Consider the following 20,056-nt stretch of genomic DNA (forward strand, 5'->3'; position numbering starts at 1 on the left):
ATGGTAGAATGTCTACCAATGGTATTATTTGGTTTTGGCATAATTAAATTATACCATGCGAAGAACCCATCGGCCTTTTTAAGTCGATGGGTTCTTTGTTTTAGTTGTGTATTTTCTGTACAGCCCCCCTGTCCTTGAGCGGACGGAATTTCTTTTATGATTCCCTGTTCTGCAGGGAAAGCTTATAGTAAAATTTCCGCACTTCTTCGGAAACTTTGATCATCCGGGCAGAGAGGTTTCCTGCATAGTAAAGGTTTTCAATCCGGCGGCACCGGGAGAGGGCCACATAGAGCTGGCCCCTTGCCCAGTAGGAGGAGGGTTTGACCAGATTGCATTTCTCATAGTCCTGGCCCTGGGATTTATGGACGGTCAGAGCCCAGCCCAGACGGAGGGGATACTGGAAATACCGGCCGATGATTTCCTGTCTCAGGACTTTGCGGATGCCCTGCTCTGTCTGTATTTCCTCTACTTTGTATTTCTTGTTTTCCCATTCATAATGACCAAGTTTGACGACGGTGCCGGTCTCTTCCACTTTGACTTTCAGCCATTCTTCCTGATTATCCTGATGAATTTCCATGATTTCCCCATAGGAGCCGTTCTGGAAGGCATTTCGGGAAGAGCCATCGTCATTTTTCACGATATCATTGACAAGGAAGAGGACTTTGGCCCCCACTTTCAGTTTCAGTTCTTTTTCGCAGACGATTTCATCGGGATCCACCTGCCCCATGAAGGAGCAATAGAAGGTGTATTCCTGATGAGGAATGGGCGCGTATTTCTCTTCATTTTTCTGATTCACCTGTTTATTGGTGGCACAGACATAGGGGCCTTCCTGCACGGCATCGGCATGATGGGTATTCAGGTAGAAAAGGCCTTCCGCGCTGCCTTCCCGGATCCGGTTCAGGGCGTGGGCAAAGGCAGGATCTTTCTGGCGCACGATTTGTTCCAGCTCGCAGGTATGGAATTTCATTTCCTGCCATTCTTCCGTCAGAAAGCACCAGCCATCGGGATTGGCACCGTATATTTTCCGCCAGACCTCTTTTTCTTTTCCGCCAATCACCGGGGAGAGCTGGTAAAAATCGCCACAGAGTATGACACGGATCCGATGGGGTTTGACGATGTATTTCCCGTCTTTTCCTCCTTTTGCCAGGGTTTTTATGACTTTCATCACATAGCTGAAAACGTCGGAGCGAACCATGGAAATCTCATCAATAATGAGGGTTTCCGCAGTCTGCAGGTTCATAAGTGTTTCGCTGTCTCTGGCATGGTCCGGCGTTTTCAGCCAGTCTCCCGGATTGAAATCATCGTCTGTCAGGATGCCGATGGGAATGCGGAACGCTTTGTGCAGGGTGATTCCTCCTGCTTTTTTGGCAGCTATTCCGGAAGGGGCGGTGACCAGGGTATTGTCTTTGTGTTCTGCAATGAATTTCTGCAGGAGAAAGGTCTTGCCTGTCCCGGCTCCTCCTGTAAGGAGGACATTTTCTCTGCTGCAGAGGATTTCATAGGCTTCCTGCTGGTCCAAAGTCAGCTTTTCTGCCCTCACTGGTGCTTTTGGGACCGGCTGGCTCCGGAAAGGAGAGTGCTTTTCTGCCTTTTCTCCAGACGATTGGTCCCGGCGGGCGCCAAAGGAAGCGCTCATGTTCTTCATGGCTTTCAGGAAGCGCTGTCTTTTATTTCCTTCTGCCGGAATGGACCGCAGGATTTGCAGGAAATTTTCCATTTCCTTCCTTTCTTCCCCGGTGCAGAAGAATCTGCATTCATCCCGCCCGTTTCCTTTCGTTTTTTCTTTCATGCTGCGAGCCGCCTTTCGGGGTTTTGGCCCCTGATCAATGACAAAGTACGGTAAACCGGTCAAAAGCCGCCTTCCCGCGCCGGGATGCAGCCGTTTTTTGCTGATAAAGAAAATTCTCATGAAAGGGCAGGTCCCTTCCATGAGAACTGTGAATTTTTATAAGGGGCTCTCCGGAAATCCATTATTTCTGAAGAGACTCGTTTTTCATTTCTTTCAGCGCTTCCCCTGCCTTTTCCGCGATGCTTTTTTCTGCGTGATCTGCCAGCTGTTCGTACAGGTTCATGGCGATATCGGGATTGGCTTCTGTCCCGATTCCGTAACGGAATTCGGCGGCCAGATTGTAGGCTCCTTCATCGTCTCCTGCCTGGGCTGCCAGGTCAAACCATTTGTGGGCTTCTTCAAAGTTCTCTTTTCCATTATAGAGAAGACCGATGGCCGTGGCAATGGGCCCTTTGAAATCATGGTCCAGCTCATAGCCTTTGCGGAAGGCTTCCAGTGCTTTTTCGCTGTTTCTTTCCGTTCCTTCCCCCTTTTCCAGGGCAAGTCCCAACCGGTACCATCCTTCGTCATGATCATACTCTGCGGCCTGACGGTACCAGTAGAAGGCTTTTTCCATATTTCCTCCCTCTTTTTCCATGTCCCCCAGACGGCAGCAGGAATCTCCTTTGAAATGGTTGTCCAGACCGGATTCAAGGACCATATGGTAAGAGGATTCCGCCAGTTTCAGGTCCCGCTTCATGCCGATCCCCTTGAGCGCATTTCCTGCCAGAAGGTAGGCGGCCAGGTCGCTTTCCGACTGGATTCCTTTTTCGTACCATTCATTCGCTTCTTCGTAATTTTCCAGGTGGGATGCCGTAATCCCCCGGTAGGTGGCTGCCATGGCGGAAATTTCGCCGCCCCCTTTATAGGCCAGTTCGTAGTAGAAAGCTGCTTTGGAGAGGGTTTCTTCCGTATCAGGCAGGTTGAAATAATATTCTGCCACATGGTACCAGCCCTCATCATTGCCGGCAGCTCCTGCCCGGCGATACCAGAGAAGGGCTGTATCTTTCCGGCCCGTCTTTTCAAAGAGTTCGCCCAGCCTTTCTGCCGCATCCCCTTTCATATAGCCATCGGCTTCATAGCATTTCAGGAACCAGCGGTGCGCATCCTCATTTTTTCCCAGGTGGTCATAGATGGCGCCCAGGGAAAAAGGTCCCCATTCTCCGCCTTCTGCGGAGGATTTGGCTGCCCAGTCCAGAGCCTGGTCCATATTTCCAAGTTTATAGCAGATGACTGATGCCTTGCTGGCAGCTTCGCTTTTAAGGTCGGAGTCCATCTGATAGACCTTTTCAAAGAGGGATAGTGCTTCTTCCATCTGATTCTGATCCATCCGCCGGACACCCAGATTGTAGAGACCCTCATCATAATTTTCCTTACAGGAGAGGGCATACCATTTCTCCACATTGTCCGGGTCATTCAGATCTTCGTAAATCTGGCCAATCCGGTTGGCTGCATCCCCTTTGGGCCCGCCTTCGGCATCATAGGCTTTTTTAAAGGCACTGATGGCTCTCTCACTATCCTCTCCATCCTGCAGGAGGGCCCCCAGATTGTACCAGCCCCAGGCGTTTCCTGCGTTTCCTGCCTTTTTAAACCATTCCATGGCCTCTTCATTCCTGTCAAGAGATCCGAAGGAAAGGCCTGCGTGGTTGGCCGCATCTCCTTTTGCCGCTCCCTGGAGGCCGAAGGCTCTTTCAAAGCAGGAAATGGCCGCCTCATAAGCTTTTTCCTTTTCATAATAAAGGCCCAGATTGTACCAGCCCCAGTCACAGCCTTCCGCGCCCGCTTCTTCATACCATTTTAAAGCGGTCTCTTCATCGCCCATAATTTCGTAAACAAGGCCAATCCGGTTTGCCGATTCTGCCCTTGATTCTCCTCCCATACTATAGGCCTTTTTGTACCATTTCAGGGCAGTTTCCCGATTCTCTGCCACGCCATGGCCATCCCGGTAGGCATCGCCCAGATTGAACATGGCCCAGGCATTATTTTCTTTGGCCGCTTTCCGGTAATAGGTATTGGCTTTCCTGTAATTCCCTTTGCGGAAATAAATGACCCCCAGCGAGCAGGCCGCAGAATCCCTGGCCGGACCATCGAGGGCCAGCGCTTTTTCATAAAAGGGCCGGGCTTTATCATCGTCTTTTTCCACACCCACGCCATCCATGTACATATCTCCCAGATTGTACCAGCCCCAGTCATCACCGGCTTTGCCCGATTTTTCATACCAGGCCATGGCTTCTTCCAGCCGGCCTTCCGTATGGCACATATTTCCCAGGGCTGTCATGGCACGCCAATAACCCTGATCTGCCGATTTTTCTGCCCATTCCATAGCTTTTTCGATATTCCTCTGTACGCCCCTGCCATCACGATAGAGGTCTGCCATTTCATCCTGGGCTGCCCAGTCCCCTGCCTTGGCCAGTTTCAGTACTTTCGGCACCATTTCTTTAAAAATGGATTCCTGTTCGTCAGACCGGTCCTTTTTGAAATAGGCCATATTCAGGGAAGCCAGGACATCACCTGCCCGGCTTCCTTCCTGCTCCAGGGATTCCGCCAGTTCCCAGTTAATGGTCTGGCCGCCCCAGCCCCACTTATAGTATTCGGCCAGGAAATAATAGGCCCGGCCATTTCCTTTTGCTGCTTCTTCCTTGAAAACCGGAAAAGCTTCCTTCGTTTTTCCTGCAAGGTGCAGTTCTTCCGCTTCTTCCATTCTGTCTTCGCTCATCCTGATTCCTCCCATCATTTGCACCCGGGGCAAGCCCCTTCCTTCTTCATCTATATTATAGCGGATAGCAGAGACAGAATTCGTCATTTGGGAAAATATTTCAGAAACAGTTGTCAGCCGTCAGCCATTGGCCGTCCGTATTCGGTTTCATGAAAATTCATGGGCCCAATAAAAAACGCAGGGCTGAAAATGTCCTGCGCTTTTTGCTTTATTTCTTTTCTCCTGCAAGGCGTGTGATTTCAATCACTGTCTCACAGGCTTTGACCATGGAGTCGATGGGAAGGTATTCGAAACGACTGTGGAAATTGGCGCCTCCCGTAAAAAGATCCGGGCAGGGAAGGCCTTTGAAGGAAAGCTGGGCCCCGTCAGTTCCCCCACGGATTGGATTTTCTACAGGCGTGACGCCCACATTTCTCATGGCTTTCCTGGCAAGTTCGATGATATCCATATGACCGTCCTGAATGATATCCAGCATATTGTAATACACATCATGAGGCGTAATGACTACGGTGCCTTCTCCATATTTCTGATTGAGGAAATCAGCCATGTGATGGAGGAAAGCTTTTCTCTTTTCAAAAAGGCTGTGGTCATGATCGCGAATCAGCATGGAAAGAGTGCATTTCTCTACGGTTCCTTCGATTTTATAAATATGATAGAAACCTTCTCTCCCCTCCGTACATTCCGGAGTCATTCCTTCGGGAAGCATTTCCTGCCATTCGGAAGCGATGGAAATGGCGTTCACCATTTTTCCCTTGGCATCCCCGGTATGGACGCTTCTCCCGTAAATGGTGACTGTCGGATTGGCAGCATTGAAATTTTCATATTCCAGACCGCCCAGTTCTCCGCCGTCCACGGTATAGCCGAAATCGGCCCCAAATGCTTTGACGTCAAACTTAAGCGGGCTTCTGCCCGTTTCTTCATCGGGAGTAAAGCCAATCCGGATTTTCCCATGTCTGATTTCCGGATGGGAGAGGAGGTATTCCATGGCACTCACGATTGCCGTCACTCCGGCTTTATCATCGGAACCTAAAAGGGTGGTCCCGTCTGTGACCATAATATCCTGACCCTTGTATTTCAGGATTTCGGGGAAATCCTTCGTGGAGAAAACGATATGTTTCTCCTGATTTAAAAGGATGTCCTTTCCGTCATAATTTCTGACGATTCTGGGATGGATGGGACCGCCGGGAGCATCCGGGCTCGTATCCATATGGGAAATAAAACCGATTACCGGTCCTTCTCCCCCATTGGCAGGAAGAGTGGCCATAATATAGCCATTCTCATCCAGAGTAATATCGGAGAGTCCCAGATTTTTGAGTTCTTCCACTAAATGGCGGGCGAGGACCAGCTGGCCCGGCGTGCTGGGATATACCTGGTCATTCTCCTCATCGGACTGGGTATTATAGGAAATATAATCGGTAAAACGTGCAATCAGTTTATTTCTGTCTAAATTCAATAGAAACACCTCTTTCATCGGGCTTTTTCCGCATTTTGCTGATAAATGTATTATACCATTGTTTGAGGAAGTGATAAATGAAAAGTAGTAAGTGAAAAGTGACGGCAGCGCGCATCAGTAAAATCGCTCCCTTATGGAAGACAGAAATTCTTCATCCCATTGAATCCCGTCAGTCCCGGGCCGGCGCCGGCAGATGATTGAAACAGGAGTCATGGCAAAAATAACCATTTTATAAAAAGCTCATTTTTCAATTTATATGCACCTCTTTCACTCACCACTTTTTCCAATACAAAATCCCCCGTCCGGGGACGAGGGATTTTATTTCCAAAGAACTGGAATCAGCCTACAATGTTCAGGGCGTAAACATTGTATTCTTTTTCCAGAGCTTCAGCTTTCTTGGAAAGTTCGATCTGGAGATCGGAAGCGAGATCATAGTCAGCTGATGCCAGGGCTTCTTTCAGTTTGGTGCAGAGGCACTTGGATGCTTTGGTGTCCTTAATCAGTTCATATTTCTTAACCTTGATTTCAGCCCACCGTTCGCTGTCGATACCATCTTCAGACGGAAGTTCCTTAAAACTCTTGACCAGGGCTTCGGTATTCGGGATGATGCGGTCAATCAGTTCATTCTCCCAGCGATAGAGGATGGAAGCCAGGAAGGAATCTACGATAACCGGGGTAAGAGCGCCTTTTTCGATGACTGCCACTTTGTCCGGATTTGCTTTCATGGTCTTTACGTTTTCCCAGACAGTTGCCGGCGGTTTACCGAAGTTGGCATCTCTTTCTTCATCACTGAAATCTTCGAATACGTTATCTTCGCAGCGATATGCTCTTGCGGCTTCCAGATAGTCGGCTTCTTCGCCCGGTTTCTTGGAGAGTTCTGCCAAAAGTTCTGCCGGGGACTTGCCGGAGGTGATAGCATACTTGATGCCATCCAGGGCGGTCAGGAAGAGGCAGGAAGCGGCGAGATAAGTATTGGTGAAGGGGTTCGGAGCACGGAGTTCGAAACGGGTAGCTTTCGGGTTTTCGATATCTCTGACGAGGCCGATAAGGATGGTTCTGTTACGGGACGGAACTTCCGGACTGTGGCCCAGGGAGGTCACGATGCAGACCGGAGCTTCGAAGCCCGGTTTCAGACGGTTGAAGGCATCGGTGGTGGAGGATACGAAGGGGTTCGTAGCTTCGTAGTTCTTCAGGATACCCATGATGAAACCATAGCCGATGGTGGACAGGAAATCGGATTTCATGTCTGCCGGAGCCAGGAGGTTGATGGATTTGCCATTCTTCAGGGTTGCGCAGATGCCTACATGGGTATGTTCGCCGGAGCCTGCGACACCGATGATCGGTTTAGCCTGGAAGGAAACTTCGAGACCGTGTTTGCGGAATACTTCACGGATGATGATGCGGGCTTCCAGCTCATTGTCGGCAGCCTGGAGCGGATTCATGGAGAATCTCCAGTCCAGTTCGAGCTGTTCACAGACATCTACGGTACGGCCCTGGTCGTCCAGTTTCGGTTTGATACCGCCTACTTCTTTATGGCCCATTTCGACGCTCATGCCGCGGGCATCCAGTTCTTCAATGGCTTCTTCCATGGCGGTACGGACTTTGCCGCGCATTCTCTGCCAGTACTGTTCCTGGAGTCTCTGGGAAATGGAAAGGTGCTGAACGGTTTCGGTTTCACTCGGGGTCTTTACCCAGAATTCCAGTTCCGTGCCGATGGTGAATCCGATATCTTCCACATCTTCCAGCGGAATATCTTCCATGCCCTTGACTTTACCTTCAGCCAGGAGTTTCTTCAGTTCAGCGCCTACATAAGCGCAGGATTCTTTCAGAATGGAACGGGAATCAATGAATTTGCCATTGTGCTGCAGGAAGCAGGGGATACGAAGAGTGCCTACAGGACGGCCGTTTTCATAAAGGTTGTGTTCATTATAATCGATGTACCAGTTGACGGTGGGATCGGCAACCATATCGACCCGGGCATCATTCAAAGTTGCGATATTCATCAGAACTACAGAAGATCCATCGGTCTGAACAGCCGTGCCTGCAAAGAAATCATCATAGTTTTTCAGGAACAGTTCAATCGGTACTTTTTCATCAGTATCGTTGCCGGCCAGGTCGATGCCTACCAGGGAAACGAAACGGATTTCCGGATGGGTTTTCAGAAGGGAGAGAACACCTTCTTTGCCAAATTCACCGGTTGGGATGTAGTACAGTAAGTCTTTGTTCATTGCGAATTCCTCCTAATTCCTTTTGAATTTTTGAATTTTTGAAATATGTAACGGAAATCCCGCTTGTCCCCCCTGCCCCTCCTGATCGGCAAGCCAGTGGCAGCAGATTTTCCATATTTCCAATAATTAAATAGATAGCTATATATTACTATATAAAATGGCCCATCCTTGAGAACTAAGAATGGGCCATCTTTGGCCTTTGTGAAGTTGATCAGTCGAGGATATTCAGGGCATAGGTGCGATATTCATCTTCCAGAGCCTGGGCTTTGGCAATCAGTTCCAGTTGCAGGTCCGAGGCGGTATCGTAATCTCCGCTTTCCAGCGCTTCTTTCAGCCGGCTGCAGATGGATGGATTGTCATCCATGTCCTTAGCCAGTTCGATGCGCTTTGCTTCGATGGATTTCCATCGGCGTTCATCAAGTCCACCATAATGATTCAGTTTTTTATACTTTCTGACTGACGTCTCAATGCCCGGGATGATCCGGTCAATGAGCTCGTTTTTCCACCGGTAAACGATGGAGGCTAAAAAGGAATCGACAATTGCCTCATTCAGCGTATCGCCTTTCGTGAGGACCGCTGTCTTATCCGGATTTTCTTTCATGATCTTCACGTTTTCCCATACCGTCGCCGGCGGCCTGCCGAAAGCGGCATTTCTTTCTTCTTCCGTGAAGTCGTCAAACATATTTCCTTCGCAGCGATAAGCCCTGTCCTTTTCCAGGTAGTCCGCCTTTTCGCCGGCTTTCTTGGAAAGCTCGGCCAGGAGCTCTTCCGGTTCTTTTCCGGAAGTCACCGCATAACGGATACCGTCCAGGGCGGTGAGGTACAGACAGGATACACAGAGATAGGTATTGGTAAAGGGATTCGGCGAACGGAGCTCGAATCTCGTCACTTTCGGATTTCCAATGTCCCGGATCAGCCCCATGAGGATGGAACGGTTTCGGGACGGGACTTCCGGGGAATGACCCAGGGAAGTCACGATACATACCGGCGCTTCAAAGCCCGGTTTCAGACGGTTGAAAGCATCGATGGTGGAAGAAACGAAGGGATTGACGGCCTCGTAATTTTTCAGGATCCCCATGATGAGACCGTAGCCGATGGTGGAAAGATAATCTTCCTTCATATGCTCCGGCGCCAGCAGGTTGATGGTCCTGCCGTTTTTCAGAAGTGCCGCAATGCCTACATGGGTATGTTCGCCGCTGCCGGCCACCCCGATAATCGGTTTTGCCTTGAACGATACGTCAAGGCCGTTCCTGCGGAATACTTCTCTCACCAGGATGCGGACTTCCAGTTCATTATCGGCAGCCTGGAGAGGATTGGTGGAAAAGAGCCAGTCCAGTTCCAGCTGTTCGCAGACATCAAAAATATGCCCTTCATCGTCAATTTTTGGTTTGATGCCGCCCACTTCCTTGTGGCCCATTTCCACATGGATGCCCCGGGCGTCCAGCTCTTCAATGGTCTGTTCCATGGCCGTCCGCACGTTTCCGCGCATCCGCTGCCAGTACTGTTCCTTAAGGCGCTGGGAAGTGGAAAGGTGCTGTACCGTTTCTTTTTCACTGGGCGTTTTCACCCAGAATTCCAGTTCAGTACCTGTAGTAAACACGATATCCTGGATTTCGGAGAAGGGGAAGTTTTCCATGCCCTTCACCTGGGCCCCGATGAGCAGCTTTTTCAGCTCAGAAGCCACATATTCGCAGGAATTTTTCAGAATGGAGCGGGAATCAATAAATTTCCCGTTGTGGATCAGGAAGCACGGAATGCGGAGCGTCCCGACGGGAAGCCCGTTCTTTGGCATAATGTTTTCATCATTGTAGTCCACATACCAGTTCACGGAACTGTCGGCTACCATATCCACCCTGGCGTCATTCAGGGTGGCAATATTCATGAAAACAACTGAAGATCCATCGGTCTGCACCGCTTTTCCTGAGAAGAAATCCCCATAATCCTTCATGAAAAGCTCTATCGGAATTCGTTCATCGGTGTCATTGCCTGCCAGATCAATCCCTACCAGCGACACGAACCGGATTTCCGGGTGCTGTGCCAATAAAGAAAGTACCCCTTCTTTCCCATATTGGCCTGCAGGGATGCAGTACAGCAATTCGTCGGTCATGTGAGTCCTCCTATAGACTTTTGACTACCCATTTTTTTGAAATATAAGCTTTTCTATCTGTGCCAAAAGAAAATGGCTCATTCCAAATGGAATGAGCCATCTTTGACGCAGTATATTAACTTATGTACTAAGGATACACCACGCATCTTGCATTGTCAAGCTTTAAAGCCTCAGGCGAGAAGCTTACGGACGATCTGGTTAATCAGCTTTCCGTCTGCTTTGCCTTTCAGCTTTGCCATGACAGCTTTCATCACAGAACCCATATTTCTCTGCCCAGGATCCATAGCGTCGATGGTTGCTTTCACAACCTTCTCTACATCATCTGCAGACATCTCTGCCGGCAGGTACTTTTCCAGTACTTTGATTTCCGCTTTGGTCTGTTCAACCAGGTCTTCTCTTCCGGAATCCTTGATTTCAGCGAGAGTTTCCTTCCGCTGTTTCACTTCTTTCCGGAGAACGGCAAGAACCTGATCATCATTGAAGTCCGCGTGTCCGTCGTCGATTTCGGCCTGTCTGATATGAGCACGAGCCATGCGGATCGTGTTCAATGCAAGCTTTCCTTCTTCTTTTGCCTTCATGGCTGCTTTCATGTCGGCCATGAGCTGTTCTTTAATTGACAAAACCAATCACCTTACAACCTATTACTTATACTTGCGTTTTCTAGCGGCTTCAGATTTCAGTTTACGTCTAACGCTGGGCTTTTCATAATGTTCACGTTTTCTTACTTCAGAAAGAACCCCGGCTTTTTGGCAGGAACGTTTAAATCTGCGAAGAGCACTATCAAGAGATTCGCCCTTTTGAACTTTGATCTCAGACATCTATATCCCTCCCTCCCAATAAAGACTGATGGGGTGCTATTGCACACTTATAAATTATAAAATACAATGTTCTTTCTGTCAATTCCCTTTTGCATTTCCATAAAGGAAATAGAACGGAAAGAAAGCCCGGTCTCCCGGGCCTCCTGTTTTCAGGAAATTATTTATCTTCCGGGAAGGGGGGCCAGCCCATTTCTTTTCCGCCGATGATGTGGGCATGGAAATGGAAGACCGACTGCCCTGCTTTTTCGCCGGTATTCATGACGAGGCGGAAGCCTGATTCCTTCAAACCTTCCTGTTCGGCAATCTTCTTGACCACCAGGAAGAAATCAGCGAAGTTTTTATTGTATTCTTCATCAAAAGCAAGAATATTGTCCACATGTTTCTTCGGAATCAGCAGGACATGGACCGGAGCGGCCGGTTCGATATCCCGGAATGCAAACCAGTTTTCATCTTCATAAACTTTTGTGCTTGGAATTTCGCCATTTGCGATTTTGCAGAAAATGCAGTCATCCATGATTATTCCTCCTCTGCGACATTGCCTGCCAGACCATCTTCCGTTATCGTATCGATCCGGACAGGGTACATATGACCTCTTTCAATATGTGAATCTTTGATGGAAACGCGGATGTATTCCCCCGTGAGCCCCTCAAAGTATCCATTCTTGACTTCCTCCGCCAGCACATGGACCACTTTCCCCATGAACTGACTTCTATATTCAAGAGAGATTTCCTTCTCCAGTTCCTGTACCCGGTGGACCCTTTCTTTCTTTACCTCATTGGTCACCTGGTTCGGGTACGTCGCCGCCGGCGTACCGGTGCGGCGGGAATAGGGAAATACGTGAATGCCTGAAAATTTCAGCTCTTTTAAGGTATCCAGGGTTTCCAGGAAATTTTCTTCCGTTTCCCCCGGGAAGCCTACGATGAGATCCGTGGTGAGGGCAATGCCCAGTACTTTTTCCCGAAGTTCCCTGATCAGAGCCTTGAACTGGGGCAGGCGGTAATGACGGTTCATCCCTTTCAGTACGGCATCGGAGCCGGACTGGATAGGCAGGTGCAGATGGCGGCAGACCTTCGGCTCATTTTTAATGATGGAAATCAGTTCTTCCGAAAGTTCCACAGACTCCACGGAGCCCAGACGGATACGAAGGAGATCCGGAATCTTCACCAGTTCTGCCACCAGGGTGGCAAGGCTTGTGCCGTCATGAAGATCTTTCCCGTAATTGCCAAGGTGAATCCCCGTCAGGACCACTTCCCGGTACCCCTGGGAGACCAGTTTCTTTATTTCCTCTACCGCATCCTTCTGCAGGCGGGATTTCAGTTTCCCCCTGGCATAGGGAATGATGCAGAAAGTGCAGTAATTGTCGCAGCCTTCCTGGACTTTGACAAAGGCACGGGTCTTCACTTCACCCGTGACGTCGACGGACATGTTTTCAAAGGTTTTCACCTTCATAATGTCCACGGTCTCATTGAGAGGCTTATGATCGGTCCGCTTTTTGGCTTCTTCCACGTAGTCCACAATATGAGAACGGTTGTGAACACCTACAATGACGTCCACATCCCCCATTTTTTCAAAAACTTCCGGCGCCAGCTGGGCATAACAGCCGGCCACGGCTATAATGGCATCCGGATGAGAGCGGCGGATACGGCGGACCATCTGTCTTGATTTTCTGTCACCGATGCTGGTGACGGAGCAGGTATTGATGACGTAAACGTCCGCATTTTCGTCTTCTCCTGCCTGACGATACCCGTTCTTCACGAAAAGGGTACGCATGGCATCGCTGTCATACTGATTGACCTTGCAGCCAAGAGTGATGAAGGATACCTTCTTTTTCGAGTGTAAAATATGATTTTCCATGAGCTTATTATAACACGGATGAGACTGTTTCTGAAACAAATAGAGATATGGATATCTGATTCATCAGAGCAATCGTGGTCCGTGATCCGTGGATCGTGGTCCTCTCATCTGGAAATGAACGGCGCAGGGCTGAGGAATTTTCTGAAATTGTCTTGTTCCGTCCATTATGAAAATAAAATTTCCATAACAAAAGAACCGGTTGTTTTCACAATCGGTTCCTGCTGCAGAAATTAAATTTCTCCGCCTGCCGGCTTGACGTGTTTCTTTGCTTTCTTCGGGGCAGCATTTATATTTCTTCCGCCATGGATATGTTCGTGCCAGGTGACCCAGAGGCCCGAGGCTACGCAGATGGAGGAATAAGCGCCGGAAATAAAGCCGATCAGCATGACGAGGGCAAAGTTCTTCGTCGTATCGCCACCGAAGAAATAGAGGGAGGCCACGCAGAAGAGGGTGGTCACCAGGGTATACATGGAACGGCGGATGGTCTGGTGAATGGAATCATTGGCCAGGGTGGCATAGCTGTCCATTCTACGATGGGTATGAAGGTTTTCACGGATCCGGTCAAAGATGACCACCGATTCGTTCATGGAGTAACCCAGAACAGTCAGGATGGCTGCCAGAAAAGACGCATCCACCTCGAGATGGAAGAAGGCAAAGGCGCCGAGAACCATGAGGATATCATGGACAATGGCCGCAATGGCAGAAATGGCAATGCGGTGTTCGAAACGGATGGACATGTAGAGAATCATGGCGCCAAAGGACAGGATGACGTTCATAAGGGTACTCTTTGTTACTTCAGAACCGATGACAGCGCCCACGGTTTCGATACGTTTCACGTCAGCCTGACCTACTTTTTCATTCACATGGCTGACTACGGTCTGTGCTTCATCAGAGGAGAGGTTTCTCGTACGGATGATGACGTCATTGCCCGCTTCCCCTGCATAATCGCCGGAGAGCTGGATGGTAGCCGTCTGGAGGCCGTCTTCACGAAGCCCGTTGCGGACTTCTTCGACCGTCACATTCTTGTCAAAACCCAGTTCCAGAATGGTACCGCCGGTGAAATCAATGCCCCAGTTGAAACGGAACATAATGACGGAAATGATCGCAATCAGGACCATAACGCCGGAGAAGGTAAACCAGATTTTTCTGTGTGCCAGGAAATCAAATTTGCTAAACATCAGTTGTCATACCCCCTTTTCCCGCCAAACCACCAGGGATTATGAATCCAGTTGGCATCAATGAGGAGCATGAGGAGTGTACGGCTTACGGTAATGGCTGTGAACATGGATACCGCAACGCCCAGGCCCAGGGTAAAGGCAAAGCCTTTGACTGTGGCAGATCCCAGGAAGAACAGGATGGCCGACGTAATGATGACGGTCATATTGGCATCAAAAATGGTGACGAAGGCCCGTTTGAAACCAGCCTGTACGGCGAGGCGGAGAATCTTGCCTGCCGCGATTTCTTCCTTGAATCGTTCAAAGATGAGGACGTTCGCATCCACTGCCATACCAATGGACAGGATGACACCGGCAATGGAAGGCAGTGTCAGAGTCGCATGGAGCAGATTCAGTACGCCCAGAAGAATCAGCACATACACAAGAAGTGCGGTATCGGCTACAAATCCACTCATCCGATAAACAGCCATCATGAAGAGGACGACCAGGGAAAGGCCGATCGTAAAGGCTACCACGGACTTATCCTTGGAATCCTGTCCCAGGGACGGACCAACAGTCCTGACTTCCAATACGGAAACCTTGACCGGAAGGGCACCGGAACGGAGAAGGATGGCGAGATTCTTGGCTTCTTCCAGGGTACGCTGTCCCGTAATCACGGCAGAGCCTCCGGTGATGGCTTCATTGACCACAGGATTTGTCAGCATTTCACCATCCAGGAAAATACCGATGTGACGGCCCACATTGGCAGCGGTGAGGGAGGCGAATTTCTGTCCCCCTTCATCGGTGAATTCAAGAGCCACGAGGGGCTGCTTGTTCTGTCCCATCTGTTCCCTTGCGTTTTTCAGATCTTCGCCGGTGAGCTGGACATTTCCTTCTTCATCCTTGAATTCCAGGACTGCCGTCTTGCCGATGGTTTCGATGGCTTTCTGGGGATCCCTTTCACCGGGAAGCTCGATAATGATTCTGTTCGCGCCTTCCCGCTGGATAATCGGTTCGGTGAGGCCCATTTCATTGACGCGCTTCTGCATGATATTGATGACCTGGGTGATGGACTCACTGGTCACTTTGTTCTGGGCCGTATCTTCTGCCTGCATGACGATATGTGTACCGCCCTGCAGGTCCAGGCCCTGCCGGATATTTCCTGCGAGAAGTCCTACGGTTCCCACGAAAACTCCGATGATGACCAGGATCACTACCCAGAAACGGATGAGAGCTCCCGTACGGAGAGAGCTTCTAGTCCTTTTCTTTTCCAAAACTTAAACCTCTTTTCACTTCAATCATACCCTTGTCGGTAACGATTTTTGCCATTTTCCGGTCAAACGGTTCTGATGGAACTTCGTCCACCACCTGGAAATCCCAGAGAGCGGCTACTCTTTTTTCAAAGGAAATGCGGGCGAGGAACCGGTCATAATAGCCGGCTCCCATACCGATCCGGTTTCCCATCCTGTCAACGGCAGCAGCCGGGATCAGGACCAGATCCAGCCTTTCCGGTTCGATGGTCTCATAACCTTTGGGAAGATCCCGAAGGCCCAGGGGACCTTTGACGAAATGGTCCATATCAAGGAGCCTTCCGGCTTCCATCTGACGCTGTGGCAGGCATACCGGCACATAGACTTTCTTCCCGTCGGAAAGGGCCTTTTCGATGAGGGGATCCAGATTGGACTCCCCTTTCATGGCGAGGAAAGCCATGAGGGTCTCCGCTTTCTGATATTCGGGAAGGGCCATGATTTCCTTCATGAGGGAAAGGCTCTTTGCTTTTACCTCATCATCAGAAAGAGCCCGCCTCATGGCGAGCATCTTCCGGCGGATTTCCTTCTTCTTTTCCGAGTCAGGAATCCCCGCATTCATCATTTTTTATCCTCTTTTTTATCAGCCTTTTCCGGTTTGGCAGCTTCGTCTTCGACTTCTACCACTTCTTCAACGACTTCCGTGCCGGCATCTTTCGGATCGTCCACTTCCACGATTTCTTCTACCACTTCAGGTTCAGCTTCTTTGACGTCCTTACTCTTTTTGGCTTTGGATTCATTGCGGGATGCTTTCTTTCCGTTCTTCGGTTCTTCAGCGCCTTCACCGGGCATCTCTTCTCCTGCCCTGTGCTGAATCGCGGTCTTTTCAACTTTGATGATCACTTTTGAAGCAATTTCCAGTTCCACATACTTGTCGCGAAGAACTTTAATGACCCCGTGAACACCGCCGGCAGTCACCACTTCATCTCCCTTTTTCAGGGACAGCAGGAAACGGCCTCTCTCCACTTTCATCTTTTGGGTAGGACGGTACATGAAGAAATACATGACTGCCACCAGGATCAGGAAAGGCCATGCCAGGCTGATAAAATTCAATACTTTCTCTTCCATTTGATTCACCTCCAACAATATATCGTTTATTTTACCACAAGTCTCTCTGTTCTGTCTTTATCTTTTGTAATTTGCCATGAAACTTTCTCTAAACTCCGTAAAGTTTCCGTCAATGATGGCCTGCCTCATATCCCTCATAAACTGGAGAAGGAAATAGAGATTGTGAATGGTCACGAGACGGAAAGCAAGAAGTTCTTCGGACTTATACAGATGACGGATATAGGCCCGGCTGTAATGCTGACAGGTATAGCACTGGCAGCCCTCTTCGAGAGGTCCCCAGTCCCTTTCATACTGCTTGTTCTTCATATTGAGCCGGCCCGTATGGACCATGGCCATGCCGTTCCTGGCCACTCTGGTGGGGAATACGCAGTCAAACATGTCCACGCCCCTTGCCACGCCTTCCACAAGGCAGTCCGGAGTCCCCACGCCCATGAGGTAGCGGGCCTTATTCACCGGTAAAAACTGGGTGGTGTATTCAAGAATTTCATACATGAGGTCATGAGGCTCTCCGACGGAAAGGCCTCCAATAGCCATCCCGTCGAAGGGCATGGCTGATATTTCCTCACAGGACCGCCGCCGGAGGTCTTTATACATGCCCCCCTGGACAATGCCGAACATCCCCCTGTCCGTTCTCGTGTGGGCTTTGATGCAGCGCTCCGCCCAGCGTGTGGTGCGGGCGGTGGACTGGTCGGCATACTTGTAGTCCGCCGGATAGGGAATGCATTCATCAAAGGCCATGGCGATATCGCTTCCCAGGTCTTCCTGGGCATGAATGGAAACTTCCGGGGAAAGGAACTGTTTCGAGCCGTCCAGGAAGGATCGGAAATGGACCCCTTCTTCCGTGATCTTTCTCATGGCTCCCAGGGAAAAGACCTGGAATCCGCCGCTGTCAGTCAAAATTCCTTTATGCCAGTTCATGAAATCATGAAGGCCGCCGGCCTCGCGGATGAGTTCCGTCCCCGGGCGGAGAAACAGATGGTAGGTATTGGAGAGGATGATCTGGGCTCCTGCCTCTTCCAATTCTTCAGGAGTCACCGTTTTGACAGTGGCCTGGGTGCCCACAGGCATGAACATGGGAGTCTTGAAAGTCCCGTGCGGTGTGTGGAGAAGGCCGGCCCGGGCGCCGGTTTTCTTGTCTTCTGCCACCAGTTCGTAGTTGATAACCATACTTTTTCCTTATCTGATAAACATGGCATCGCCAAAGGAGAAGAATCTGTATTTCTGGCGGACTGCCTCTTCATAAGCCGCAAGGATATGTTCCCTTCCCGCAAAGGAAGCCATCATCATGATGAGGGTGGATTCGGGAAGATGGAAATTGGTGACGATGGCGTCCACCATATGCCACTGATAGCCGGGATAAATATAAAGCTGGGTCCAGCCGCTGCCGCTCTGAAGAGTCCCGCTCTGTCCTGCCGATTCGAGGGTGCGGACAGAAGTGGTCCCTACGGCAATGATGCGGCGTCCTTCGCTCCTGGCCTGATTAATTTTATCTGCCACGTCCTGGTTTACGGTGTACCATTCTTTATGCATTTCATGGTCTTCGATATTTTCTTCGGAAACAGGACGGAACGTGCCGATGCCTACATGAAGGGTAACAAAGAGGAGTTCGGCTCCTTTCTTCTTCATTTCCTCCATGAGCTCCGGAGTGAAGTGAAGACCTGCCGTCGGAGCAGCGGCGGAGCCTTTGTACCTGGCATAAACAGTCTGGTACTCATCGTTGTTTTCCAGTTTCTTATGGATATAGGGAGGCGTCGGCATTTCGCCCAACTGGTCCAGAAGGCTGTCGAAATTGCCTTCATAATGGAATTCTACGAGGCGCCCGCCGAATTCCGTCTTGTCCAGCACCTTGCAATAGCAGGACTCGGAAAATTCGATTTCCGTTCCCGGGAGAGCCTTTCTCCCCGGATTGACCAGGACTTCCCACTGATCATTGCCCTTCGGCGTCAAGAGGAGCATTTCCACCTTGCCCCCGGTTTCCTTCTTCTTCCCGTAGAGCCGGGCCGGAATGACCTTCGTATTATTGAAAACGAAAATATCCCCTTCCCGGATTTCGTCCAGGATATCCCGGAAATGATGATGGGACCATTCGCCGGTCTTTTTGTCCAGCATCATGAGCCGGCAGGAATCACGGGGTTCCGCCGGTTCCTGGGCGATGAGCTCCTTCGGTAAATCATAATTAAATTCTTCAAGTTTCATTTCTATATGCTCCTCAAACCAATGATGTCGGCCGATAGCCAATGGCTAATGGCTAATGCTGATGGCTAATAGTTAATGGCTGATAGCTGTTGGCTAACCGCCAGCCCCTCAGCTTTATTTTTATTACTTATATAATCTTCAGGAAAATCTCAGTACAGCTTCTCTATTTTTGTCCCTGTGAAATAATGGGTGAGAATGGTTTTGTAGTAATCCTTCCCTTTGGCGTACTTCTCTGCCATTTCCTCGGCACCCCACTGGGAGAGGCCCAGACCATGGCCATAGCCGTAGCCGGTGATGATGAGATTTTTCCCTTTGATGGAAAAATCATAAAGGGCGCTGTCCAGGCCATAGAGGATTTCAATCTTTTCCCCCGGCACGGTCTTCGTCCCCTTCTTCCCCACCAGGGTGATGGACTTCACCCGGCCCGAGATGCCCCGGTCACTGGCTTTATGAGCCTGGCCGATGCGGAGATGGGACAGTTTGATATTTTTCACGGTTCCCACATTGTATCCCATATTGGCCATGCTTTTAATGAAGGTGGAAAGGGAAACGGTCTTCGTCCAGGGATTTCCCGTATAGAATTCTTTCACTCCCCGAAGGTACGGCACCTGGGTGCCCCACACGTTTTCACTGTTTTCCGTATAGCCGCCGCCGGAAGAGTGGAAAACCGCATCAATGGCCTTTCCGCCATAAGTGATGATTTCTCCTGCCGTATCTTTGATGGCATTATTGGTCGCCGCCGTTTCGACAGACGACCCGCGATAGACCTGGGAACGGGTATCATCGGTCACGTCATAGCCCGAAAAGCGATAGCCATTTTTATGGAACCAGGCATAGGTCCGCGCCGCGACGGCCTGGGCCCGGATGGCATCGGCATGCCAGGAAGGCACGATTTCACTGGGGACCACGCCCTGCAGGTACGTTTCCATGGGCACCACATTGACGAGGGTCACATGGCTGTTCCAGGGAGAAGGGATGAGTTTCATGGCTCCCCGGTACTGATTACCCTTCACCGCAAAGGCGGGCGCTCCTTTCCCGCCGGAAAGATAGACTTTTTCTCCTGCCTTTTTGCCATTCACAAGGACCGTATTCCCGCTTCTTGTAATGGAAATAGAATCACCATGATTGTACTTCCCCACGACTTTCCCATTGGAAACAGCCTGGAGCGGCACAAGGGCGGTGATACTGAACCGGGTATTTGACAGAAGTCCCACTTCCACTTCCGGCCCGAGGGCTGAAATTTTCAATGTATTTCCGGAAGAGTTTTTATTTTTGGAGGAAGCTTTCGTTTTGGAAGTGCTTTTTGAAGTTTTCTTCTTTTCATCCC

At 50.0% G+C, this 20,056-nt stretch carries 16 protein-coding genes; all 16 read right to left on the bottom strand.

Features of this window, described 5'->3' with window-relative positions:
* Positions 1–154 precede the first annotated feature (154 nt).
* Positions 155–1,789 (bottom strand): ATP-dependent DNA helicase, encoded by a 1,635-nt coding sequence (locus tag VZT47_RS05660; RefSeq protein WP_330224003.1) that lies wholly within the window; start codon positions 1,787–1,789, stop codon positions 155–157.
* A 181-nt stretch (positions 1,790–1,970) separates the two neighbouring features.
* Complete coding sequence (locus VZT47_RS05665; RefSeq protein WP_330224004.1) at positions 1,971–4,544, bottom strand: tetratricopeptide repeat protein; 2,574 nt, start codon at positions 4,542–4,544, stop codon at positions 1,971–1,973.
* 208 nt (positions 4,545–4,752) lie between these two features.
* Positions 4,753–5,997, bottom strand: a complete 1,245-nt coding sequence (pepT, locus tag VZT47_RS05670) for a peptidase T (RefSeq protein ID WP_442877424.1) — start codon at positions 5,995–5,997, stop codon at positions 4,753–4,755.
* A gap of 338 nt (positions 5,998–6,335) precedes the next feature.
* Positions 6,336–8,225: a glutamine synthetase gene (locus VZT47_RS05675; protein ID WP_330224005.1), complete on the bottom strand. Its 1,890-nt coding sequence runs from the start codon at positions 8,223–8,225 to the stop codon at positions 6,336–6,338.
* A gap of 211 nt (positions 8,226–8,436) precedes the next feature.
* Positions 8,437–10,332, bottom strand: a complete 1,896-nt coding sequence (locus VZT47_RS05680) for a glutamine synthetase (protein ID WP_330224006.1) — start codon at positions 10,330–10,332, stop codon at positions 8,437–8,439.
* A 170-nt stretch (positions 10,333–10,502) separates the two neighbouring features.
* Complete coding sequence (locus tag VZT47_RS05685) at positions 10,503–10,952, bottom strand: GatB/YqeY domain-containing protein (RefSeq protein WP_330224007.1); 450 nt, start codon at positions 10,950–10,952, stop codon at positions 10,503–10,505.
* 21 nt (positions 10,953–10,973) lie between these two features.
* On the bottom strand, positions 10,974–11,150 hold the full coding sequence (rpsU, locus tag VZT47_RS05690; protein ID WP_008858603.1) for a 30S ribosomal protein S21: 177 nt from the start codon (positions 11,148–11,150) through the stop codon (positions 10,974–10,976).
* 157 nt (positions 11,151–11,307) lie between these two features.
* Positions 11,308–11,664 (bottom strand): histidine triad nucleotide-binding protein, encoded by a 357-nt coding sequence (locus VZT47_RS05695; protein ID WP_330224008.1) that lies wholly within the window; start codon positions 11,662–11,664, stop codon positions 11,308–11,310.
* A gap of 2 nt (positions 11,665–11,666) precedes the next feature.
* The gene (mtaB, locus tag VZT47_RS05700) at positions 11,667–13,004 is read right to left on the bottom strand and encodes a tRNA (N(6)-L-threonylcarbamoyladenosine(37)-C(2))-methylthiotransferase MtaB (protein WP_330224009.1); all 1,338 of its coding nucleotides are present in this window, start codon (positions 13,002–13,004) and stop codon (positions 11,667–11,669) included.
* Positions 13,005–13,234: 230 nt separating this feature from the next.
* Positions 13,235–14,182: a protein translocase subunit SecF gene (gene secF / locus VZT47_RS05705; protein WP_330224010.1), complete on the bottom strand. Its 948-nt coding sequence runs from the start codon at positions 14,180–14,182 to the stop codon at positions 13,235–13,237.
* Positions 14,182–15,432, bottom strand: coding sequence for a protein translocase subunit SecD (gene secD, locus VZT47_RS05710; RefSeq protein WP_330224011.1), 1,251 nt, complete (start codon positions 15,430–15,432; stop codon positions 14,182–14,184). The genes secF and secD overlap by 1 nt, the downstream gene beginning before the upstream one ends.
* Entirely contained in the window at positions 15,413–16,030 is a 618-nt protein-coding gene (locus VZT47_RS05715) for a 5-formyltetrahydrofolate cyclo-ligase (protein WP_330224012.1), read from the bottom strand. Before VZT47_RS05715 ends, secD begins: the two co-directional genes overlap by 20 nt.
* Positions 16,027–16,533: a preprotein translocase subunit YajC gene (gene yajC / locus VZT47_RS05720; protein WP_330224013.1), complete on the bottom strand. Its 507-nt coding sequence runs from the start codon at positions 16,531–16,533 to the stop codon at positions 16,027–16,029. Before yajC ends, VZT47_RS05715 begins: the two co-directional genes overlap by 4 nt.
* Positions 16,534–16,590: 57 nt before the next feature.
* Complete coding sequence (gene tgt, locus VZT47_RS05725) at positions 16,591–17,700, bottom strand: tRNA guanosine(34) transglycosylase Tgt (protein WP_330224014.1); 1,110 nt, start codon at positions 17,698–17,700, stop codon at positions 16,591–16,593.
* 9 nt (positions 17,701–17,709) lie between these two features.
* Complete coding sequence (queA, locus tag VZT47_RS05730; protein WP_330224015.1) at positions 17,710–18,729, bottom strand: tRNA preQ1(34) S-adenosylmethionine ribosyltransferase-isomerase QueA; 1,020 nt, start codon at positions 18,727–18,729, stop codon at positions 17,710–17,712.
* Between the two features lie 149 nt (positions 18,730–18,878).
* On the bottom strand, positions 18,879–20,056 hold a 1,178-nt coding region (locus VZT47_RS05735; protein WP_330224016.1), incomplete at its 5' end, for a SpoIID/LytB domain-containing protein.

It is taken from the genome of Dialister sp. (assembly GCF_036343215.1).
GTDB lineage: Bacteria > Bacillota > Negativicutes > Veillonellales > Dialisteraceae > Dialister.